Consider the following 20,815-nt stretch of genomic DNA (forward strand, 5'->3'; position numbering starts at 1 on the left):
ATACGCCGCAAGTTTGATTTCAACCCGCGTTTCGCTGCACCGCTGTCAGTCAGATAAACCGGCTCAGGAAAGCCTGCGTACGAGGATGTTGCGGATTGACTAAGACTTCATCCGCCGCGCCCTGCTCGACCACATACCCGCGATCCATAAACACCACCCGGTCGGCCGCTTCTTTTGCAAATCCGATCTCATGGGTGACAACAATCATTGTCAGCCCCTGCTGCGCCAGATCCCGCATTGTTGCCAGCACTTCGCCGACCAGTTCCGGATCGAGCGCCGACGTTGGCTCATCGAACAGCATCAGTTTAGGTTTCACCGCCAGCGCACGGGCAATCGCTACGCGCTGTTGCTGTCCGCCGGAAAGATGGCGCGGATAGGCGTCGGCTTTATCGCTCAGCCCGACCTTTTCCAGCAGCTCGCGGGCATATTTTTCCGCTTCCTGACGGGATTCTTTATGCACACCCACCGGCGCTTCAATAATGTTTTGCAGCACAGTCATGTGCGGATACAGATTGAATTGCTGGAACACCATGCCGATATCCCGGCGCTGGCGCGCAATCGCCCGCTCGGACAATTTGTGCAGCCGGTCGCCGCGCAGTTCATAACCAATCTGCTCACCGCCCACCATGATTGAACCGCGATCGATATCTTCCAGATGATTAATGCAACGCAGAAACGTCGATTTACCCGAGCCCGAAGGCCCGAGGATCACCACCACTTCGCTCGGTTTTACATCCAGATCAATACCCTTGAGCACTTCGTTGTCGCCGTAACTTTTATGCACATTACGGGCAACCACCAGTGACGCCGTGTCGGATGACTGTACGTCGGATGGCATATGACTCATAAGTCCTCCTTGCGGGCCATGCCCGGTGAATTCATGATCGGCGCGGCTTTTTCTTCCGCCGCGTTCTGACGGCGCTTCACACTGGGTAACGTACGGCGCGTACCACGGGAGTAGTAACGCTCGACGGCAGACTGCCCGAGGTTCAGCAGCGAGGTGATAAACAGATACCAGATAACGGCGACCATCAGCATCGGCACCACTTCAAAGGTACGGTTGTAAATGGTTTGCACGGAATACAGCAGATCGCCCATCGCGATGACGCTGACCAGCGATGTCGCTTTGATCATACTGATCAACTGGTTACCTGTTGGTGGAATGATGGAACGCATCGCCTGCGGAATAATAATCCGGCGCAGCGCGCGCCCGCGGCTCATACCGAACGCCTGTGCGGTTTCGGCCTGACCGTTATCCACCGAGAGCAAACCGGCGCGAATGATTTCCGCCATGTACGCGGCTTCGTTCAGCGCCAGACCGGCAATCGCGGCGGTCAGCGGGGTGATCAGATCATTGGTGTTCCAGCTCATGTATTCCGGGCCAAACGGAACGCCCAGTACGACGCGCGGGAATAACGTCGACATGTTGTACCAGAACAGCAGCTGCACCAGCAGCGGCGTTCCGCGAAAGAACCAGATGTACAAGCCCGCCAGCTGCCGCAGCAACAGGCTGTCAGACAAACGGGCAATGGCCAGCATCAGACCAATGAACACACCGAGCAACATGGAAACGACGGTCAGGCCAAGCGTCACGCCCAGACCTTTGATCACCGAACCTTCCAAGAACCATTGCGCGACAACGTGCCATTCAAAGTTCTTGTTCTGCGATACGCCCCAGAGTACATCTGCGGCGATCAGCAGTACCACAATCCAGGCAACCCAGCGGCCAAAGCTGCGGGGTGCATGGGAGAACTCAACGTTACGGCGTGGATCCTGCGTATAGTCGTCCTTGACTGCCGGCTTTGAACTATACGTTTTGTCGGTCATTTAGGTTGCGCCTTTGCCAGGTTGATGCCCGGTGCCTGAATCATATTGCCTTCCAGACCCCATTTTTTCATGATGATGGCGTAGGTGCCGTTATCAAACAGCTTCTGATAACCGGCCAGAATTGCATCGCGTACGGCGGAATCTTTCGGCACCACGGTGCCCTGGTAAATGTCGCCGAAGCCGTTAGATTTTCCAGTGCCGGTCAGTTCCAGCTGGCCGTTGGCTTTCTCAACGAAGTACGTCAGCGGCGCCTGAGAGGAGAAGAAGGCGTCAGAGCGGTTAGAACGCACCGCCAGAATGGACGTCGGCTGGTCGCTGAATGACTGCACGGTCACGGCAGGTTTGCCGTCTTTCACACACACTTCAGACTGCTTGCGGATCACCTGTTCAGCCGAACCGCCCGCCATTACGGCAATACGCTTGCCGCAGGTATCGTCGAGCGCGTTAATTTTTTCGGGATTGCCTTTACGCACGCCGAACACCACAAACTCTTTCACGAAATCGACAAAATCATTCTTCGCCTGGCGATCGGGATAATCACCGATCGGGCCGATACCCATCTGGTAACGTCCTGCGGCCATGCCGCTCAAAATGCCGGACAAACCGGTGACCGACGCGTGTTCAATTTTTACGCCCAGCACTTCTCCCAGCGCGTGGGACAGATCGGCACTGGCACCGTCAAGACCGTTGCTGCCAGTCACGATTTCATAGGGAGGAAAAGAGCCATTGTTCACAGAGGTCATCACACCCGACTTCTGAATGTCCGCAGGTAATTTGGCGTGGATCGCCGGATCCATTGTCTGAGTCGGAATCGCAACACTTTCAGCAGCAAAGGTATTCAGGGAAGACACGGAAAGTAATGCAGCAGTCAGAACCGCGGCCTGACGTAATTGTTTTGCCATCATCTCTTAATCCTCTGTGTAAAAAATCAGTCTGTGAGTTTATGAATGTTGTGTATTTATAGTTAATGCCTTCCGTGGCGGACTTCTTTGGATAATGCTTTCTGTTTATAGGTCTTTATTTACAACGAGTTCCCTGGTGAGGCGCTCGCGTTACTGCTTTTAGGCGCTGAATATCAACCGGTGAGGACCAGTCGGATTCAGGCCTCGTCGTTGTTCAGCTGCGGCAACCCAAAACGGCGGTTGGCCAGCACCGGCAACACTTTACGGGCATGTGCCAGACGATCTTTGTCCAGCTCGGCAAACACTAACGCAGGCGCTTCGGCGGCGCGGGCAATGGCCACGCCGAGCGGATCGACCACCATACTGTTACCGATATTGCGCTCGCCACATTCGCCCACCGCCACCATATAGGTGGTATTTTCCAGTGCGCGGGCGGTGACCAGAACTTCCCAATGCATTTCTTTCAGCGGCCCTTTCACCCAGGCGGCAGGCAGTACCAGCGCGTCTGCGCCATCGAGCACCAGACGGCGCGCGAGTTCAGGGAAACGCACGTCATAACAGGTCATCAGGCCGACGTTAAAACCGGCAACGTTGACCAGCGGCGGCACGTCGTCGCCGGCGGTGACGTTTTTTGATTCCTGCGAGGAGAACGCATCATACAAATGCAGCTTGCGGTATTCGGAAATGATTTCGCCATTACGAATAGAAATCAGCACGTTATACGCGCGGCCATCCGGTGCAGGCGTATGCACGCTCATCATGGTGGTCATCTGATTACCACGGCTGGCGGCCAGCAGCTGGCTGACGAACGGACCGTCCAGCGGCTGTGCGGCTTTTAGCACCAAATCCGGGTCGGTGATATCACGCGCTAAAATACCTTCCGGCAGCACCAGTAAATCGGTTCCGGCTTCCAGTGATTTCGCCATCAGCGACAGGCAGGTTTCGACGTTGGCTTCCCATTCGCGGGCAACAGCAAACTGACCTAATGCAACTTTCATCATTACTTCTCCGGCCATTAACGGGTGGCAAACTGCGGGAACAAATCTGCCGGCGTCAGGCGCTGAGCAGTCAGCCCCTGTGCGTGTAATTCATGAGCAAAATCGTCGATCATTTTCTCGTTCGCCGCGAAACCGTTTGTATTCCAGTTCGCCGGTAAATCCACTACCGTGCGACGTAAATCATCCAGCAGCCACGGCGTGGTATCGGCGTATTTCGCGCGCTTATCCATCCAGATTTCATACGAACGGTCGATGATGTCGCTTAATGCCTGCGGCAGCCACGGATGCGCTTCGGCCAGTGCCGGTTTGATAGCCAGCAAATGAATGCCGGGGATGTAACCGACGCGATTGAAATACGCCAGCTCGGCGGCACGGAAATCGGGCTGGAACTGGCGGAAACCGGAATCCGGTTTGAAAAAACCGTCGGGCATAAATGGCGTGAAAATCGCGTCCAGCCAGCCTTCCTGCAACAGTTCCATCATCGGACGTTCACCCGGCACCGTTTCGATGCGTCCTTCGCGGCCAAAACCGGCCAGACGATCGACAATCGGGTGCGCTTCGGTCAGGCGTCCCACATACCAGTTTGCATCTTCAATCCCCACGCCTTCCAGCGCCAGCAGCGTGCGGGTCCAGGTGTTGCCTGAATCCTGCCAGCCGGTCAGGCCGATACGTTTCCCCGCCAGCTGCGACAACTCGGTCAGCGGGCTGTCATCCCGGGTGATGATGCAACGCTGACGAAAACCGCGCATCAGGAAATGCGGGATAGCCAGCAGATCGGATTCGCCACGGGCGCGCCCCTGTGCATAACGGCTGAACGAAACTTCGCCTGCATCGTACTTCTCGCTGGTCGCCAGGTTATCAACCAGCGTCCCCACACGATCAATCTCGAGATTAAATCCTTCAGGTTTAAGATCGCCCAACGCCAGCGGCGTAAAATAATCCCAGTCACGTACTGCCAGCCTGATGGTAATCGTCACATCTATCCCCTTAAGTGTCAGCATCTGAAATGCAGAAAGATAACTGTGCGTTCATCAGTTGGTCACAAACCGATCCACAAACGCACCAAATTCTTTTACGAAGGAGATCATGTTCACTGCAACGTGATTATTTTATCGCCTCCGTTGGCTAAGTTTGATACTAATGGCATAAATTAATATGTACAATAGAATCTTTGTTACTGAACAAAAGGCAAAAAGATGGCTGAAAATTCCCCTGAAAAAACGCTGGATGCGCAATGGTTAGCAACACAATTGCAGGATCGTTCGATGCGCGGTATTGCAATTGAAACCGCAGCGCTGATCCGTTCGGGTGTGATCGAGATAGGTACGCACCTGCCCGCCGTTCGCGAACTGGCGCAGGCGTTAGGGGTGAGTCCGGCGACGGTATCCGCCGCCTGGGGGCAGCTGCGCCGCCAGAAAGTCATTGCGGGACGCGGCAGAAATGGCGTCTGGGTCTGCGGCGATATGCTGTCACCGCGCCCTGCCCGTTTTGAGAAGATCGGTAATTTCGGCGAGCATATCATCGCCGATCTGGCGCTCTCCTCGCCCGATCCGGCCTTATTACCGGAATTACATGAAGCCATGCAGCACGGCGTCAGTGCCGACAATCTCAATAGCTATCAGCGTGAAGCCATCGCGCCCGCCTTACTCGATGCCGTGAAACCTGACTGGCCTTACAACGCACCGTCGTTTATGGCCGCCGACGGTGGTTTCGACGCCATGAATCTCACGCTGCAAACATTGCTGATGCAGGGCTCCGTGGTGGCGATTGAAGACCCGACCGCGACGCGTTTGCTCGATATGCTGGACAATCTCGGCGCACAGGTTGTGCCGGTGAAATGTGATGAATTTGGCCCGATCCCGGAATCGCTAAGCCTGGCACTGAACAAAAACCCTTCGGCATTTATCTATCAGCCGCGTACCCATTCCCACTGCGGTCATGCGCTGAATGACGCGCGTTTTGCGGCACTGGCGGAAATCCTCGGCGAGAGCAATACGCTGATTATCGAAGACGACGGCATCGGGCAACTGTCGGCCTATCCGCCGGTCAGTATGGGCAGCGTCTTGCCGGATCGCACCGTGCATGTCCGCTCTTATTCCAAAGCCTACGGCCCTGATTTACGGCTGGCGGTACTGTCCGGTTCCGAGGATTTGGTGAAGCAAATCAAATCATTCCGTAATTTCGGCGCGGGGTGGTCGAGCCGTATCCTGCAACAGGCGCTGGCGTGGCTGATTAACGACGCAAAAACGCAGGCCGGTATTACGCACGCCAAAGCAGTGTACGCAGAACGGCGCAAAGCGATGTCCGATGCCCTGCGCATTCGCGGCGTGAATATCCCGGAACGTGACGGGCTGGCGATATGGATCCCGGTGCCCTCCGAGCAGTTTGCACTGGTGACGCTGGCCGCACGCGGGATCGCCGTGCTGCCGGGCGAACGTTGCCGCATCGGACCGGGGCAGTTTATCCGCATCAGCACCAGTCAGATCATGGCGGATAAAGTCGATCTGATTGCCGATGCCATAGTGCTGGCGATGGGCTGACGTTTCACGCTAAAATCAGCGCCTGCTGTATGGAGATGACATTCCTCCCAAACCGCCTTTACCGGCTGATGATGTCTACGCAATCTCGCGAGAGGTTCGTAGCGTCGTGCCCGGACCTTTCTGAATTCAACTTACTTAGAAGGGATTATATGTTTAGCACCTTACTTGCAGTCTTTATTGGCGGCGGCATTGGCAGCGTTGTCCGGTGGTATGTCAGCCTGAAAATGAATGGAATGAGCCCGGTGCTGCCGGTCGGCACGCTGACGGTCAACCTGGTCGGCGCGTTTATCATCGGGCTGTGTATTGCCATTTTTAGCAAGATGACGCACCTGGATCCGGTCTGGAAAATGCTGATCACCACCGGTTTCTGCGGCGGCCTGACCACCTTTTCTACGTTCTCGCTGGAAGTTGTTTACATGTTGCAGGATGGCCGTTTCGGTGCGGCAGCACTCAACATGGCGCTTAATCTGGCTGGTTCCCTTGCCATGACTTTACTGGCGTTCGCGCTGGTCAGCTGGTACACCGCGCACTGATCCTCTCCGGCAGCGGGGCTTTTCTGCGTAAACGCCCCGCTGTTGTTTTCAAACCGTGATGCAGATTCACAACTCTCCTCTTTGTCTTAATGTTTCCTTCATGTTTGTCGCAGATAATAGACCACATCAAGTCTGGTTCGTTATTTGCACACATTGAGGTTTGCCATGTTTTCTGCTCCAAAAACGTCATCTGAATATCTGGTTGTGGCCCTTTGTGTCCTGACCCTGGCGGCTTTCTTACAGGCGTATTTCGCATAATCCTGCCTGTTCATGCCATGCCTTAATTCCCTCTCTTCATAAAAACGGTGCATTCTTCTGGAATGCGCCGTTTTTGCTACATTCCTGATACAAATATTGTCCTGATGGCCCTTATTGCCTATAATTGAGAATGATCGTTCACAATCAATGACAGCGACACGCCAGGACTTCCATGCTTGCCCCCCAACAATGCAGTAAAGACGCGCGCATCAGCGCCCGCCGCGACCAGATCATCGCCGCCGCCCGATTGTGTTTTCGTAAGCACGGTTTTCACGGTGCCGGCATGGCAGAGATAGCCAAAACGTCGCAGCTCAGCGTGGGGCAGATTTATCGTTATTTCGCCAACAAAGACGCCATTATCGAAGAAATCGTGCGTCGTATGGTGATGAAAAAAATCCAGCTGATCACCGGTAACGCCCATAATTTACAGCAGATCGCCCACAATCTGGCGCACCGGCGAATTGGTAATCTCAGTTCACCGTTTAAGGAAGATGTCTGTTCGGAACAAAAAGAGCAGGCCGAAATTGACCACGCGCTGATGCTGGAGGTGGCCGCCGAAGCCACCCGCAATCCGGCGGTGGAAAAGATCTGGCGGGATTCAGAAAAGCAGTTGTTTAACGAAGCCAAATCATTCCTAAGTAAAAGTTTCCCACAGTTTTCAGATGAGGAAATGACAGCAAAAGTCGAAAGCCTCGCCGTCATCTGTGAAGGCACCGCCTTCCGCCGTCTGACCACCGTTCATGCCGATGCGGAGGTTCTGGAAGCGTTATACCATCGCTACTTTCAGGATCTCTTCAACACGGATTTCACCCCCAGTAAACCGGAATAACTCCCCACCATGAGCGCTCACCTGCAAGAAAAACGCCTCGGCTATGCCCTGGTTCTCGGCTCACTCGCCGCTCTCGGTCCGTTATGTACCGATTTGTATTTACCGGCGCTGCCAGAACTGGCCGGTGAACTGAATACTTCCACCGCCAGCGCGCAACTGAGCCTCACCGCAGGGTTGCTCGGTCTCGGCTTCGGCCAGCTGATTTTTGGTCCGCTAAGCGATCGCTATGGCCGCATTCGTCCCTTGTTATGGTCGCTGGCCTTGCTGCTGGCCGCCTCGGTGTGGTGCGCCGTAGCACCGGATATTCATCAGCTGATTATTGCCCGTTTACTTCAGGGCATCGCCGGTGCAGGTGGCGCAGTACTTTCCCGCGCTGTCGCCAGAGATTTGTACAACGGTCACGAGCTGACACGCTTCTTTGCCTTGTTGATGCTGGTCAACGGGCTGGCGCCGATCATTGCACCGGTGCTGGGTGGCGCGATGCTGAGCTGGATGAACTGGCGGGGGATTTTCGGCGTGCTGGCGGTCATCTCCATCATGCTGTTTGCCTCCTCGGCGCTGAAGTTGCACGAGACGCTGCCGCCGGAGCGCCGTTCGCAGGGCGGAATTTTCAGCATGCTCGGCTCGGTCTTTTCATTACTGAAACACCGTCCGTTTATGGGATTGTGCCTGACGCAGGGCTTCGTGATGGCGGGAATGTTCGCCTATATCGGCGCATCGCCGTTCGTCTTGCAGCAGATTTATCACCTTAGCCCGCAGATGTTCAGCCTGTGCTTTGCGGTCAACGGCATCGGTCTGGTCATTTCCGCGCAGGTATCCACCCGCTTTAGCCGTCGCTATGGCGAAATGGCGCTGGTGAAAACCGGTCTGTGCATTGCCGCCGTGGCGTCTGTCGCGCTGGTGATCGCCGCCAGTCTTGGTGCGCCGCTGATTATGCTGCTGGTGCCGTTGTTCTTCTCGGTGATGGTGATCGGGATTGTCAGCCCGAATGCCGGATCGCTGGCGATGCAAAGTCAGGGGAAAAATGCGGGCAGCGCGTCGGCGCTGTTGGGTGTGTGTATGTTTGCGCTGGGCGCGCTTGCCGTGCCGGTGACCGGTTTCGGCAGTATGCCTGCGCTCTCGATGGCGCTGACCATGCTCGGCTGCTACGCGATAGCCATCCTGCTGTTCGTGACGCTGGTGCGCAAACCGGCTTAACGTTACTTGATGACAGACAGGCAAAAAAAAACCCGCTTCGGCGGGTTTTTTAAGAATTCGGCTAAAGTCAGATAGCGATAACGTTAGCAGCCGACGGGCCTTTGGCACCATTGGTGATTTCGAACTCTACGCGCTGGCCTTCAGCGAGGGTCTTGAAGCCCTGGCTGGAAATAGCAGAGAAATGAACGAAAACATCTTTGCTGCCATCTTCAGGGGTAATGAAACCAAAACCTTTAGATTCATTGAACCACTTAACGCTACCTTTAATCTTAGACATCAAACTTACCTTTACGTGAATGTTGGACACAAAATGTGTGTCATTTACAGTACAGCAACAGATCTTCATTTTGTCCAGAATTCTGATAGCAATAAGCGATAAAGCTCTCATTCCTGACTTTTCGTTGCCGCTTTCTTCTGCAAAATCAGCCCTTCACGCCCTGATATCGCGCATCCTCAGAAAAATGAATCATCGTCATTATTGAAGTCATCAGAGTCGAAATTATCTGACCCGAAGCCCAGATCTGAATTGTTATCGCGCATCGACGCATCCTCCCAGGAAGGCTGATTACTGTCGAAGCCCTGGTTGTTGTCATCCAGAAAACTGCTGTCGGCGGGATTAAGATTCTGCACCGGCGGCTCTTCAATGATATTGACGATTTCCTGCGGCTGGCTGTGATGGAACATACCGGTCAGCATATCCGCCAGAACCACGCCACCGGCGACACCCGCCGCCGTGCGCAGCGCGCTGCCCAAAAAGCCCGGAGCCTGCGGTGCGGCTTGTGCCGGTGCCTGCTGTGGCTGCCCGGCGTATTGTGAAGGCTGCGGCTGAGCGCCCCACCCTTGCGTGCCGGGGATCGGCTGACTGCCCTGCGATACAGGACGCTGTGGTTCAGGCGCAGAAGCTCCGCCACCAAATAGCCCGGCCAGAAAACCGCTGCTCTGCGGTTTGGCAGTTTGCTGTTGCAACTGATCGATTTGCTGCTGTAAGGCCTGCACCTGACCGTTCAGTTTGGTCAGCGCGGCTTCCTGAATAATCATCGCCTGCGCCATATAATACGGCGCCGACGGCTGCTGACGGATATGGGCCTGAATCACACGCTCAGCGTCCGCATCACGCGGCGCCGTATTGGACTCAGCCTGTTGCAAGCGACTAAAAAGTCCGTCAATTAAACGCTGTTCTTCAGATTGCATAAATTCACCTTGTTGATGTCGTACGCTTCGCTGGCGATCGCCATGGCGACCGATAGCGGGATTCTATGAATCACACTAATACAATTGAATTGAGGTATGAATTAACGGAGTGTCAACGAATGTGACGAATGTAAATGGCGGTCATAACCGGCACTGCGGAGGATGAAACCCGCCTGCCGGAAAGCAGACGGGATAACGCTGAATTTATTTCTTCGCTGACCAGCCGAGGATGAAATCCTGATCTGGCAGATTGGTGTAGTTACGCACGATGTCGTGGTAGGTCTTCGCCGGATCCAGCGTTTTAAACTCTTGCGGGTAGATGAATTTCGCCAGATATTCCATCCCGACAATGTTGTACGGATGGTTGTAGAACTGGTGATAAACGGCGTAGACATTACCGTTTATGACAGCCGGGATCTGCGCCACGCCGGTACGGCTGGTCAGCACCTTGGCCGCTTTATCCAGACTCGCCTGATCCGCACCGTAACCGAACGGCAGAATGTGGGTGACTGAACCGCCTTTCGGACGTGCGGAACCGGTCATGATGTAAACGTCCGGCTTCATGCTGATCACCTGCTCCAGCGAAACGGTGCCCGATGCGCCCGGCAACAGTTGGGAGCCGATGTTATTGGCGTCTACCGCCTGAATCAAACGCCCCCAGCCTGCATTACCGTGGGTGAAGCAGCAGGAATCATCGCGACCGGCAATCGGTTCGATGAAGACGTTTGGCTTGGTTTTGATGGCGGAAACGGCTTTCTGTATGTTCTGGAAATGCGCATTATAGAACGTGGTGTAGGCGCGGGCGTTGTCTTCCTGATTCATCACTTTGCCAAGCAGCTCGATGCTTGGCGCGGTGTTTTTGGCCGGATCGAGTTCGTAATCTAAGAACACCACCGGAATGTGCAGTGCGGCCAGTTTATCCAGCACGCCCGCCTGTGCGAGAGAATCTTTAGCACGCAGCTGCGCAACCATCAGATCCGGCTTCCTGGCAATCACGGTTTCGAGATCAACCTGCCCTTTATCGCTGAACCCCATATCGAGAATGTTGGCAGATTCCGGCCATTTACTTTTCAGCATATCCCAGGTGCCGCTGTCGGTTTTCTTCAGCAGGTTATTCCATGCCACCACGTGCTCAAAAGGATTGGCTTTGTCCAGCACCGCCAGCGCCAGTAAATCGCGGCCATCCTGTAAAATTACGCGCTGCGGCGCTTTCTCGATAGTGACTTTTTGTCCGGAAATGTCGGTTACCGTCAGCGGATAAGTGGTGGCAAAAACAGAGAAGGATGCGGCCATCAGACCGGCTACAGACAGCACGCGAGCGGTGTTCTTGTACATGCAAAGCCCCGAAAATGAGAATGAATGAAAAATGATTTTGATAATTGTTATCAAACAAGCGGAAATAATAAACAAGGAACGATTGATGAGGCAACGCTTTTACGGGGAATAATGCGGATAAAACATGTCGAAATATGAACGGGATACCAGACTGGCATCCCGTTTGAGTTAAGTCAGAGAATCCATAAAACGGCTGAGGCTACGATTGGCGTCCGATGAATTTCAGCAGGAACTCACTGACCATTACGCGTTTAAAGGCGGACTGCGCTTTGTCTGCCGCTGCACTGTGGCCGCCTTCGGTATTCTCGTAGAAATACACATCAGCAATACCCAGCGCCTGCATTTTGGCCGCCATTTTACGCGCATGGTCTGGCCCGACGCGGTCATCGCTGGTCGCCGTCGAAAACAGGACCGGCGGGTATTTTTTCGTCGGATCGATGTTGTGATACGGCGAGAATTCGCGGATAAATTCCCACTCTTGCGGGATCTGCGGATCGCCGTATTCAGCAATCCACGAAGCACCGGCGGAGATTTGCGTGTAGCGCTGCATGTCCAGCAACGCCACTTCGCAGACGATCGCGCCGAACAGCTCCGGGTATCGCGTCAGCATATTGCCGACCAGCAGCCCGCCATTGCTGCCGCCCTGCGCCGCCAGATGTGCCGGTGAGGTGATATTGCTGGCAATCAGCGCTTTGGCGACCGAGGCGAAATCTTCATACGCGCGCAGACGTTTTCCCTTCAGCGCGGCCTTATGCCATTCCGGCCCGTACTCACCACCGCCGCGGATATTGGCCACCACAAAGACGCCGCCGCGATCCAGCCATGCCACCCCGCTCACGCCGAGATAATAGGGATCGAGCGACACTTCAAAACCGCCGTAGCCGTACAGCAGCGTCGGATTTTTGCCGTCGTACACCACGTCTTTGCGGCAGACCAGGAAATACGGTACGCGGGTGCCGTCGTCGGACTGCGCAAAATGTTGGCTGACCTGATAACGGGATGCATCGAAATACGACGGATCCTGTTTAAGCAATTCTGCCTCTTGTTCCGCGCCGTTATCCAGACTGCCAAGCGACAAACTCGCCGGTTGCAGGAAACCGCTGACGGTCATGAAATAGTCGTTCGAATCGTCCGAGACGCCCCATGCGTTGATTTTACTGAGTTCCGGCACATGCCCGAACGGCTCGCGCTGCCATTCGCCGTCTTTTGGGGTCAGCACTTCGAGGCGGTTCACCACGTCACGCGTGATACTCAAAATAATGTGATCGCGGGTGCAGGAATAGCCGTTAAGCTGATCACGCGTGGCGGTAACGCCGCTCAGCGCGCTGTGATCGCCCGGCACAAAAAGCGGCACCAGCGCACGTTCGCCAGCCATAAAAGCGTCAAAATTCATGGTCAGCAGCGAGCCGGACGGCCAGCTTTGCCCGTTGACCTGCCATTCGCTGGAAGGCTGGATCAGGATCCATTCGCGCCACGAACTGAATTTGGCATCGTCAGGCAAATCGATTTTGATCAGTTCTTTTTCTGCGTTCAGCAGGAACACTTCGCGGTGATAGAAATCGATCACCCGCACGACATAATCGTGCTCGAAGCCGATGAAACTGTCGTGATAGCCAACGGCCATCATGTCTTTTTTAGCCGCGCTGTAGACCGTCGTGGCTTCGCTTAGCGGCGTACCGCGCGACCAGATTTTCACGATGCGCGGGTAACCGGAGTCGGTCAGCGAGTCTTCGCCAAAATCAGTGGCGACAAACAGATGGTCTCGGTCAATCCAGCCGGTGCGGCTTTTCGCGACCGGCAGGAAGAAGCCATCGGTGATAAATTCCAGCGTCTGCAAATCAAACTCGCGCACTTCTGAGGCGTCGCCACCGTCCGGGGAAAGGAAAACCAGCGCCCGCTTGTATTCAGGTTTCAGCGGAAAGATGCCGTGATACACCCAGTCTTTCCCTTCGGCTTTGCCCAGCGCATCAATGTCCAGCACCGTTTCCCACTGCGGTTCAGATTTACGGTATTCATCCAGCGTGGTGCGGCGCAGCAGGCCGCGCGGATTTTCCGCATCCTGCCAGAAATTGTACCACTTTTCGCCAAACCGCCCGATGCCGGGGATCTGATCCGGCGAGTTCAGCCCTTTGAGCACTTTCTCGCGAAGTGGATCAAACTCTTTGCCCTGGGTAAAGGCGGCCAGCGTGATTGGATTTTGCTCGTGCGCCCAGGCCAGCGCCTGTTCGTTGCGTATCCCTTCCAGCCAGATGAATTCATCGTGCTGCGGATTCGTTGAGTCAGTTGTCATGCGGTTCTGCTCCTTCAGTCATGCGTTAAACGGGCGTTATTGCACCAGAATGCCCTGAATCAGGCTGGCTTTCACCACGGTCACCTGTGGAATGTTCAGCGCCTGCATAAACCCTTCGACCAGCAACAAATTGCTGACGTCGGTCGCCCGATATTCCCCGGCCAGTTCGCTGTCGCCTTTCCACACCTGATTTTTCGACACGCGCTGCACATCTTCTAAGGTGTAGGTATTGTTTGAGCCATCAGTTTTATTGGCGGAACGCAGCTGGTCTTTGACCGAATAGCCGTGAACGCCGCCAATACCGATCACCCGACGGGTTCTGGCATCCTCTTTGATCTGCGGGCTGACGTGCGTCCGCGCGTAGAAATTCACATAACGCAGTACGGTATTACGCAGCGAACCAATCGGGTTCGGCGAGGCCGCTTTGTCGAGCTCCTGATTTTTCAGCACGCTGATGATGAATTCTTTTAGCGTCACCGAGGCCAGACGCCCCTGATAAATATCGGTTACCGTTTTACCCTTTTGCTGGCGAAAGGCGGTCATCTGCATCGAACCGCCGCCGATGTCCCATACCAGCAAATCTTCATTTTTAATATGGTTGTCATGCAGCGCGGCTTTCGCCGAAATAAACCCCAGTTCAGCTTCCTGCTCCTGCGTAATGATGCGCAGCTGAATCTGTGCCTGCTGGTTAAACTGGTCGATCACCTGCTGGCCATTGGCTGCCGAGCGGAACACCGCTGTCGCCACGCCGGTAATACGCTGAGGATGGAACGTGCGCGCCTTATCGACCATCTGTTTGAGCGCGGTAACGCCCTGCTGCTGCATCGCGGCGCTTAACTGATTATTGCCAGATTTGCCTAAATCATCGTTAAAGCCCAGCGCGCGCTGGTCTTCATACAGCACTTTACCCAGCTGGTGGCGGCAAATATCCACCTGCGCAACCTGAATTTTCGTGGTGCCGGATCCCATATCGATGCCCGCACGAGTTTCAATACAATGATTAGCCCATGCCGAAAACGTGCTTAATGCTAAGGCGATACCCAGAAGATTTTTACGTGTGCAATTCATCTCATCCTGCCCTGAAAAATATAACAAAAATCATAAAGCATTCAGAAATACCCGTTTTATCCCGTTGAGTTCAAGCTTTTTTGCTTCCTGTTTACGCGACAGCTTTCTGTAAAAGTGCGAATACACTGTTCTAAAAAAGCGAAAATCACTTCACTTTGTCCTAAATAATTCATTCTGAGATCCCGCGATGATTTGGCTATTCCTTTTTGTGAGTCAGCTCATGCATTGAACCTATTGGAACGCCTATAAAGAAATCATTACCTTGTGATGACAAAAAATGACGTGGTTGTGAGGTAAAAATGAGGCACGAAAAACAGGCAGTTTCATAAAGGAGTGAAGGTATGGAATGGAAAATTATAGATATCCTGAATACCCCGCACACAGGACTCAAATACATCTGCATTCAGGCGTTTAAAAACCTGAAGCTGATTTTATCGGTTGATGACAACTTCTCGCTGAAGACCGGCGATACGCTGGAAATCACGCCGGAAGGTTACTCACTTAACCGCCATGAAGCGCAGACGCTGAAGATTCACCGCATGATGCCCTATTGTCAGCAGCGCTGGCAGTCGCTTTCAATTCAATGAAGACTTTGTAGAAATGATGATCTTTGAAAAAAACGCGGTACAAACCCCGTAAAAAAGCCGGTTATTACACCGGCTTTTTATTGCCTCTTTTTTGATCCGACAGCCCGTCATGTTCCCCAAATTCCTGCGGCGGCACATCCTGCCAGCGGTCTTTACGGGTGGCTTCATATTCCTGATTCTTCGGATAGTAAATACGGTTCTCCGCTTTGTTCGCCTCACCTATCGTCAGCAAATGCACTTCTTCATCGGTGTTGTTGATGAAGGTATGGCAGATGCCGGTTCCCTGCGGAAAAGCCACCGAATCGCCCGGTTTCAGCGGATGCAAATCGCCGTTGATCCACGCATCCGGATGCCCCTCGAGCACATACACAAACTCATCTTCAGCACTTTCTGCATGCGGATAACTGGTGCGACGCCCCGGCGGCAGGCGTTCATGATGGATACCAATACGCGTCAGTCCGAGTGATTTTCCAAGCGGTGCGCCGATTGACATTAGCTCGTCATCGCCGGGATAACTGCCGTCGTCCGGGCCTTCGAGCTCAGTCCAGTGACGGATAAAATCAGGTTTTTCCTTGCTCATAACGCCTCAGCAGTGTGGGCTTAAGCCCAAAACGTAAGATTAATAATGCGTTGGCAATCCTGGCTGCGCAGAATAATTGCTTTGCGCCAGCGTCTTCGGCAAGCAGGCAAAACTGATGTGTACCTTTTCGCCATCATTACTTTCGCCAAGCGTCTGGTATCTGCCGCTACAAAAATCGTAAATCTTTTTGTAGGTATCCACCCGACGTTGACGTTCCAGAATTGAAAACACGGAAGACGTATAACTCGCCTGCCCCTGAGCAAAAGATTCATCAAATTTTGCCGGACGGTAGGTTTGCTCCCCTACAGGTTCGTCGATACTTGAGCATCCTGCCAGAAAACCGGCGGCCATAACCGCTGCAATCATCACTATTTTCATATTTTTCATCATTATTCATCCCGGAAAAATGTATTCCAAATCAGTGTAGACCAGGAAAAGCTTAAGCTCTGCCTGCGCTGCCAATACTGTTTTTGCCATTTTGCTTTATGGTCGCCACGGCGCGCTCGGCTGCGGCCAGCCACTGGTGGTAATCTTCCCGCCCCCGCGAAGTGGCGATACCTGCGCTCAGTGAGCACTGGAAACCGGCGTCCTGCGACAGCCGGATTTCAGACGCTTTGAGCAGTAACCGGTATCCCACCGCGTAGGCTTCCTCTTCGGAAATTCCCGGCAGGATCACCACAAACTCATCGTCACCCAGCAATGCCGGAAAATCATGCTCGCCGGTTTCCTGACGCAAAATCGTCGCCACCGAACGCAGCACATAATCTCCGGCCTCACGACCAAACAGATCATTCACCATTTTTAAATCATCGACGTCGAGCACCATCAGGCAAGAGAGATCTTGTCTGGAGCGTTCAAACTCCAGCATCAGTCGCCTGTCGAGCAACCGCCGGTTTGGCAGGCCGAGGAAGGGATCCATCAGCGCGGTTTTCTCCAGTTCATGCTGTTTATCACGCAACTTTCTGGAGATGGAATAATTGGCGGCGCTGAGGGCGATGATATAGAGAGTTGACAGGGGCAGCGTCAGCCACAGGGTACGTACGGTCACCTCGGTATAAAACGTCATGCCCGAAAACGGCCAGCAGACAATAAATCCGATGCAATAAAAAGCCATCGCGCGGCGTAACAGACGCCAGCCACCGGCGGAAAAGCGATCCGCGATAAGGATAGACGTAATCACCGCTGACGGCAGAGGACAAACGCCCATCAGCGCGACCCAGGCGCCACCGGCAATGGCATCAAACGCCAGATTCCTGAATTCGGCCTGATTGGGCTTTTTGGAACGCCGCGAAATCATCATCGCGACGTGTGGCCAGACAAAACCATTGAACACCAGCAGACTGATTGGCAGCCAGGATGCACCCCGCTCTTCAAGCACAGAAGCAATGGGCAGAAAGCAGAGGAAAGTGCCCAACATGCGCATCAGATACATTCGTCGTAAAAAACGATCCGAACGTTCACGCACGTGGCTTTCATCCGGGAAGAAATATGGCATACCTGACAAAGCTCGCTGAATATAATTCTTTTTATAGTAGTCGAGTTAGTGATGGCGCATCTAGTTAAAGCATCAGTTTCAATAGAGGGAATAAGGCGTGTTTTTGACTTATTTAGAGAGAGCTAAGGGTTTAGCGGGGAAATTTGAGATAGAGGGCACGGGGAATAAAAAAACGGCCCCATCAGGCAGTGTTCCCGATGAGGCCGGCAGGCGGTGCGTAAAGCGGATGTATTACGCCGTCAGCGTCGCCATATCAATCACGAAGCGATATTTCACGTCGCTTTTCAGCATACGTTCGTAGGCGTCGTTGATGTCCGGCATGTTGATCATTTCGATGTCAGAACCGATGTTATGTTTGGCGCAGAAATCGAGCATTTCCTGCGTTTCTGCAATACCACCGATGCACGAACCGGCGACGGAGCGGCGGCCGAGAATCAGCGACAGCGTATTGAGCATCGGGCTGATATCACCGAGGAAACCAACGAACACCAGCGTGCCGTCGATGTTCAGGGTTGGCATGTACGGGTTGATGTCGTGAACGTAAGGCACGGTATCAATGATCAGATCGAACTCGCCGTGGGTTGCGGCCATCTGCGCCTCATCCGTGGAGACCACGATGTGATGCGCCCCCAGACGACGTGCATCTTCCGCTTTACCAGCGGAACGGGTGAACAGCGTGACTTCCGCACCCAGCGCGTTAGCCAGTTTCAACGCCATGTGCCCCAGGCCACCGAGCCCGACCACACCGACTTTGCTGCCCTTGGTGATGTTCCAGTGGCGCAGCGGCGACCAGGTGGTGATACCGGCGCAAAGCAGCGGTGCGGCGGCTTTGAGGTCGATGCCTTCCGGCATTCTCAGTACGAAGCTTTCACTCGCCACGATGGATTTGGAGTAACCGCCGTAGGTCGGCATATGGTCATGGCGATCCACGCTGTTATAGGTCTGGGTGTTGCCTTCTAAACAATACTGCTCAAGCCCTTTCTCACACGGGCTGCACGTACGACAGGAATCGACCATACAGCCGATCCCGGCATAATCACCGACTTTGAATTTGGTGACGTTCTTACCGACTTTCGCCACGCGGCCCACCACTTCGTGGCCGGGCACCAGCGGATAGGTGCTGAATCCCCAGTCGTTGCGGGCCTGATGTAAATCTGAGTGACAAACGCCGCAGTACATTACGTCGATCACTACGTCGTCGGCGCGGGCTTCGCGTTGTTCAAATTCAAAGGGCGCTAATGGCACTTTCGCTGACTGGGCAGCGTATCCGAGCACTTTCAGGGTCATGATATTTTTCCTGTACAGGTAGAAAGTAAGAAATCCCGTCCGGATAAACCGGACAGGATGTTGCCAAAACGGAAAACCTGTTCTTTATTTCTGATACTGCGCGTCGGTCACTTTTTCCATCCACTCTACCGGGCTGCCGTTGAGGGATTCAGCAATCGCGATATGCGTCATAGCGTTTTCCGGCGTCGCGCCGTGCCAGTGTTTCACCCCTTCCGGGATCCACACGATATCGCCCACGTTCATTTCGCGAACGTCGCGGCCCTCTTCCTGTAACCAACCGCGACCGTGTGTGACGATCAGCGTCTGGCCCAGAGGATGGGTGTGCCACGCGGTGCGCGCGCCGGGTTCGAAGGTCACGGTCGCGCCGCCAATGCGTGCAGATTCTGTGCCGCTGAACGGCGCATCAATGCGCACTTTACCGGTGAAGTAACTTTCCGGGCCGCTCTGAGAAGGGGTGGAACCGCTTTTGGTGATTCTGATTGTGTCGTTCATTTTATTCTCCGCTTCGGCAAATGCTGCCGGGGCCATGCAGGACATCATCATTGATAGTGAAAGCGTAGTTGCTTTGAAGGCGTTCATTGCACTTTCTCCTGCCACGTTATGCTCAAGCCATTACAGACTTATGATTGATTGAACTACGTTACCGTGCTTCGCGTAGGCGGACTAGGTGGCAAAATGCGAAAGCACCTATGAGTAAAATTCATCAATCAATGTCAGGCGCTGAGAATATTGTCGGAGACTTACTGCGTCGTCGGGGTATAAATAATCCTGAGCGTGCCGCGATAACGCCCCGCCGTTTTCGACGATAACGTGAAAGACGGCGTAATTAACTCCATCGGTGCGGGAACGCACAGCACGGAATTTCGCTGACCCGGTAAAACCACGCGTCGTAATACGCCTTTATTGGTACCGCTCCAGATGACCTCGGTGCCGTTTTGTACTGCCTGCCGCGCCTTGGTGAGCGGATTAATCACCTCTATCGAATAATCCAGACGATCTTGTGCCAGATTTTTATTCCCGCCAATGAGATATAACGAAAACAACCCGGTGGCTCTGGAGGGCGCGGCAGAACCTTCGTCCTGAAAGATCAGGCTTACGCGGTTGCTGTCCGAATTATTGCCATCATAAAGACACATATCCAGGGAACGGCTACCGCTTACGGTGGTGGTGGCGCGGGCGCCGGGGAAAATTTTCAACCCGAGATCCAGATTCGCCGCCGCATTGCCAAACTCGGGCAGATAGATCTGCTGATTACCGTAATCCGTCACCTTAAACGTCATGCTGGCGATCCAGTCAGCCAGCTTGATCACGTTGGTACAGCCCACGTTCACGTTCTGCGAATTCCCGGTACAGGTTACGGGCCATTGCATCAGCGACATTTTGAGCGTTCCGCTCCAGGTTCCGGCGGCGGGAAATTTACTCAGCTCCGACGAAGGTACATACGCCGAATAATCCGTACCGTCGCCCCTCGGCGTAACCGCGCCACCAAAGGCATTCAGCGGAACCAGATTGGTTGCCACCACCACATTATTTAGCGATCTGCGTTTGGTCATATAGACATTGAGCACCAGCGTCTGTTTAGTGGTGCTTTCGGTAAACAAGACCGGCACGGGATACGGCGCCGGGGACGCTTCCAGCCAGACCGGAAACGTCAGGCAGGCACCGTACTGATTGCTGGTTCGTGACTGACAAACCAGCGTGTTCCGCCCCCATTTTGGTGCGTCGTTGGTGTCATAACCGCCGTTTTCGTTGGTCCAGATAGGCAACTGCGCCGGTACGGACATACGGTCGAAGGACACGGCGACGGTGGTATTGCGTCCTGACGGCGTGAGCGAAGCCGCCTGCGCGCCCGCCATCAGGCATATCAGCGCCAGACAGGCGAGAAATCTACTTTTCAT

The 20,815-nt window shown here is 54.1% G+C and carries 21 protein-coding genes and 1 riboswitch; of the genes, 5 read left to right on the plus strand and 16 right to left on the minus strand.

What is annotated here, in order from left to right; translation table 11 throughout:
• Positions 1 to 49 precede the first annotated feature (49 nt).
• From TU92_RS20705 to TU92_RS20725, 5 genes are all read right to left on the minus strand, one after another.
• On the minus strand, positions 50 to 847 hold the full coding sequence (locus tag TU92_RS20705) for an amino acid ABC transporter ATP-binding protein (RefSeq protein ID WP_112169039.1): 798 nt from the start codon (positions 845 to 847) through the stop codon (positions 50 to 52).
• A complete protein-coding gene (locus TU92_RS20710; RefSeq protein ID WP_112169041.1) occupies positions 844 to 1,827 on the minus strand; it encodes an amino acid ABC transporter permease in 984 nt (327 codons plus the stop codon). Before TU92_RS20710 ends, TU92_RS20705 begins: the two co-directional genes overlap by 4 nt.
• Entirely contained in the window at positions 1,824 to 2,732 is a 909-nt protein-coding gene (locus tag TU92_RS20715) for an ABC transporter substrate-binding protein (protein WP_112169043.1), read from the minus strand. The genes TU92_RS20710 and TU92_RS20715 overlap by 4 nt, the downstream gene beginning before the upstream one ends.
• Before the next feature lie 194 nt (positions 2,733 to 2,926).
• Positions 2,927 to 3,727 carry a deaminated glutathione amidase gene (locus TU92_RS20720; RefSeq protein ID WP_112169099.1) on the minus strand — a complete coding sequence of 267 codons (801 nt, stop codon included), beginning with the start codon at positions 3,725 to 3,727 and terminating at the stop codon, positions 2,927 to 2,929.
• A 17-nt stretch (positions 3,728 to 3,744) separates the two neighbouring features.
• Complete coding sequence (locus tag TU92_RS20725; protein WP_112169045.1) at positions 3,745 to 4,704, minus strand: substrate-binding domain-containing protein; 960 nt, start codon at positions 4,702 to 4,704, stop codon at positions 3,745 to 3,747.
• 219 nt (positions 4,705 to 4,923) lie between these two features.
• On the opposite strand from TU92_RS20725, the gene TU92_RS20730 reads away from it, so the two are divergent.
• The 4 genes from TU92_RS20730 to TU92_RS20745 all read left to right on the plus strand — a co-directional run bounded on the left by TU92_RS20730 (position 4,924) and on the right by TU92_RS20745 (position 9,084).
• Positions 4,924 to 6,267, plus strand: coding sequence for an aminotransferase class I/II-fold pyridoxal phosphate-dependent enzyme (locus tag TU92_RS20730; protein ID WP_112169047.1), 1,344 nt, complete (start codon positions 4,924 to 4,926; stop codon positions 6,265 to 6,267).
• Between the two features lie 22 nt (positions 6,268 to 6,289).
• A riboswitch (Fluoride riboswitch) is annotated at positions 6,290 to 6,352 on the plus strand.
• A 64-nt stretch (positions 6,353 to 6,416) separates the two neighbouring features.
• Positions 6,417 to 6,800: a fluoride efflux transporter CrcB gene (crcB, locus tag TU92_RS20735; protein WP_112169049.1), complete on the plus strand. Its 384-nt coding sequence runs from the start codon at positions 6,417 to 6,419 to the stop codon at positions 6,798 to 6,800.
• A gap of 430 nt (positions 6,801 to 7,230) precedes the next feature.
• A complete protein-coding gene (locus TU92_RS20740) occupies positions 7,231 to 7,887 on the plus strand; it encodes a TetR family transcriptional regulator (RefSeq protein WP_112169051.1) in 657 nt (218 codons plus the stop codon).
• Between the two features lie 9 nt (positions 7,888 to 7,896).
• Positions 7,897 to 9,084 carry a multidrug effflux MFS transporter gene (locus tag TU92_RS20745; RefSeq protein ID WP_112169053.1) on the plus strand — a complete coding sequence of 396 codons (1,188 nt, stop codon included), beginning with the start codon at positions 7,897 to 7,899 and terminating at the stop codon, positions 9,082 to 9,084.
• Between the two features lie 67 nt (positions 9,085 to 9,151).
• Here TU92_RS20745 and cspE read toward each other — a convergent pair whose 3' ends face one another.
• The 5 genes from cspE to TU92_RS20770 form a co-directional block, all read right to left on the minus strand.
• Positions 9,152 to 9,361 (minus strand): transcription antiterminator/RNA stability regulator CspE, encoded by a 210-nt coding sequence (cspE, locus tag TU92_RS20750; RefSeq protein ID WP_056772010.1) that lies wholly within the window; start codon positions 9,359 to 9,361, stop codon positions 9,152 to 9,154.
• Between the two features lie 176 nt (positions 9,362 to 9,537).
• Positions 9,538 to 10,275 (minus strand): DUF2076 domain-containing protein, encoded by a 738-nt coding sequence (locus TU92_RS20755; RefSeq protein WP_112169055.1) that lies wholly within the window; start codon positions 10,273 to 10,275, stop codon positions 9,538 to 9,540.
• A 204-nt stretch (positions 10,276 to 10,479) separates the two neighbouring features.
• A complete protein-coding gene (locus TU92_RS20760) occupies positions 10,480 to 11,610 on the minus strand; it encodes an ABC transporter substrate-binding protein (protein ID WP_112169057.1) in 1,131 nt (376 codons plus the stop codon).
• Between the two features lie 199 nt (positions 11,611 to 11,809).
• A complete protein-coding gene (locus TU92_RS20765; protein ID WP_112169059.1) occupies positions 11,810 to 13,900 on the minus strand; it encodes a prolyl oligopeptidase family serine peptidase in 2,091 nt (696 codons plus the stop codon).
• Positions 13,901 to 13,936: 36 nt separating this feature from the next.
• The gene (locus TU92_RS20770) at positions 13,937 to 14,968 is read right to left on the minus strand and encodes a Ppx/GppA phosphatase family protein (protein ID WP_112169061.1); all 1,032 of its coding nucleotides are present in this window, start codon (positions 14,966 to 14,968) and stop codon (positions 13,937 to 13,939) included.
• A 341-nt stretch (positions 14,969 to 15,309) separates the two neighbouring features.
• Here TU92_RS20770 and TU92_RS20775 point away from each other — a divergent pair, with 341 nt between their 5' ends.
• The gene (locus TU92_RS20775; protein WP_112169062.1) at positions 15,310 to 15,555 is read left to right on the plus strand and encodes a hypothetical protein; all 246 of its coding nucleotides are present in this window, start codon (positions 15,310 to 15,312) and stop codon (positions 15,553 to 15,555) included.
• 64 nt (positions 15,556 to 15,619) lie between these two features.
• On the opposite strand, the gene TU92_RS20780 is transcribed toward TU92_RS20775, so the two are convergent.
• The 6 genes from TU92_RS20780 to TU92_RS20805 all read right to left on the minus strand — a co-directional run bounded on the left by TU92_RS20780 (position 15,620) and on the right by TU92_RS20805 (position 20,815).
• A complete protein-coding gene (locus TU92_RS20780; protein WP_112169064.1) occupies positions 15,620 to 16,135 on the minus strand; it encodes a cupin domain-containing protein in 516 nt (171 codons plus the stop codon).
• 39 nt (positions 16,136 to 16,174) lie between these two features.
• Positions 16,175 to 16,525 (minus strand): hypothetical protein, encoded by a 351-nt coding sequence (locus tag TU92_RS20785; protein ID WP_244207742.1) that lies wholly within the window; start codon positions 16,523 to 16,525, stop codon positions 16,175 to 16,177.
• 49 nt (positions 16,526 to 16,574) lie between these two features.
• Positions 16,575 to 17,600 carry a diguanylate cyclase domain-containing protein gene (locus TU92_RS20790; RefSeq protein WP_244207743.1) on the minus strand — a complete coding sequence of 342 codons (1,026 nt, stop codon included), beginning with the start codon at positions 17,598 to 17,600 and terminating at the stop codon, positions 16,575 to 16,577.
• A gap of 261 nt (positions 17,601 to 17,861) precedes the next feature.
• Positions 17,862 to 18,917 carry an NAD(P)-dependent alcohol dehydrogenase gene (locus tag TU92_RS20795; RefSeq protein WP_112169068.1) on the minus strand — a complete coding sequence of 352 codons (1,056 nt, stop codon included), beginning with the start codon at positions 18,915 to 18,917 and terminating at the stop codon, positions 17,862 to 17,864.
• Between the two features lie 84 nt (positions 18,918 to 19,001).
• Positions 19,002 to 19,409 carry a (R)-mandelonitrile lyase gene (locus TU92_RS20800; protein ID WP_208640441.1) on the minus strand — a complete coding sequence of 136 codons (408 nt, stop codon included), beginning with the start codon at positions 19,407 to 19,409 and terminating at the stop codon, positions 19,002 to 19,004.
• A 248-nt stretch (positions 19,410 to 19,657) separates the two neighbouring features.
• On the minus strand, positions 19,658 to 20,815 hold the full coding sequence (locus TU92_RS20805; protein ID WP_112169072.1) for a CblD like pilus biogenesis initiator family protein: 1,158 nt from the start codon (positions 20,813 to 20,815) through the stop codon (positions 19,658 to 19,660).

This window comes from Rahnella inusitata (assembly GCF_003263515.1).
Taxonomy (GTDB): domain Bacteria; phylum Pseudomonadota; class Gammaproteobacteria; order Enterobacterales; family Enterobacteriaceae; genus Rahnella; species Rahnella inusitata.

Excerpts from the sequence above, each read along its gene's own strand:
- TU92_RS20705 (WP_112169039.1), bottom strand. The coding sequence starts at position 847 with ATGAGTCATATGCCATCCGACGTACAGTCATCCGACACGGCGTCACTG.
- TU92_RS20710 (WP_112169041.1), bottom strand. The coding sequence starts at position 1,827 with ATGACCGACAAAACGTATAGTTCAAAGCCGGCAGTCAAGGACGACTAT.
- TU92_RS20715 (WP_112169043.1), bottom strand. The coding sequence starts at position 2,732 with ATGATGGCAAAACAATTACGTCAGGCCGCGGTTCTGACTGCTGCATTA.
- TU92_RS20720 (WP_112169099.1), bottom strand. The coding sequence starts at position 3,727 with ATGAAAGTTGCATTAGGTCAGTTTGCTGTTGCCCGCGAATGGGAAGCC.
- TU92_RS20730 (WP_112169047.1), top strand. The coding sequence starts at position 4,924 with ATGGCTGAAAATTCCCCTGAAAAAACGCTGGATGCGCAATGGTTAGCA.
- crcB (WP_112169049.1), top strand. The coding sequence starts at position 6,417 with ATGTTTAGCACCTTACTTGCAGTCTTTATTGGCGGCGGCATTGGCAGC.
- TU92_RS20740 (WP_112169051.1), top strand. The coding sequence starts at position 7,231 with ATGCTTGCCCCCCAACAATGCAGTAAAGACGCGCGCATCAGCGCCCGC.
- TU92_RS20745 (WP_112169053.1), top strand. The coding sequence starts at position 7,897 with ATGAGCGCTCACCTGCAAGAAAAACGCCTCGGCTATGCCCTGGTTCTC.
- cspE (WP_056772010.1), bottom strand. The coding sequence starts at position 9,361 with ATGTCTAAGATTAAAGGTAGCGTTAAGTGGTTCAATGAATCTAAAGGT.
- TU92_RS20755 (WP_112169055.1), bottom strand. The coding sequence starts at position 10,275 with ATGCAATCTGAAGAACAGCGTTTAATTGACGGACTTTTTAGTCGCTTG.
- TU92_RS20760 (WP_112169057.1), bottom strand. The coding sequence starts at position 11,610 with ATGTACAAGAACACCGCTCGCGTGCTGTCTGTAGCCGGTCTGATGGCC.
- TU92_RS20765 (WP_112169059.1), bottom strand. The coding sequence starts at position 13,900 with ATGACAACTGACTCAACGAATCCGCAGCACGATGAATTCATCTGGCTG.
- TU92_RS20770 (WP_112169061.1), bottom strand. The coding sequence starts at position 14,968 with ATGAATTGCACACGTAAAAATCTTCTGGGTATCGCCTTAGCATTAAGC.
- TU92_RS20775 (WP_112169062.1), top strand. The coding sequence starts at position 15,310 with ATGGAATGGAAAATTATAGATATCCTGAATACCCCGCACACAGGACTC.
- TU92_RS20780 (WP_112169064.1), bottom strand. The coding sequence starts at position 16,135 with ATGAGCAAGGAAAAACCTGATTTTATCCGTCACTGGACTGAGCTCGAA.
- TU92_RS20785 (WP_244207742.1), bottom strand. The coding sequence starts at position 16,525 with ATGATGAAAAATATGAAAATAGTGATGATTGCAGCGGTTATGGCCGCC.
- TU92_RS20795 (WP_112169068.1), bottom strand. The coding sequence starts at position 18,917 with ATGACCCTGAAAGTGCTCGGATACGCTGCCCAGTCAGCGAAAGTGCCA.
- TU92_RS20800 (WP_208640441.1), bottom strand. The coding sequence starts at position 19,409 with ATGAACGACACAATCAGAATCACCAAAAGCGGTTCCACCCCTTCTCAG.
- TU92_RS20805 (WP_112169072.1), bottom strand. The coding sequence starts at position 20,815 with ATGAAAAGTAGATTTCTCGCCTGTCTGGCGCTGATATGCCTGATGGCG.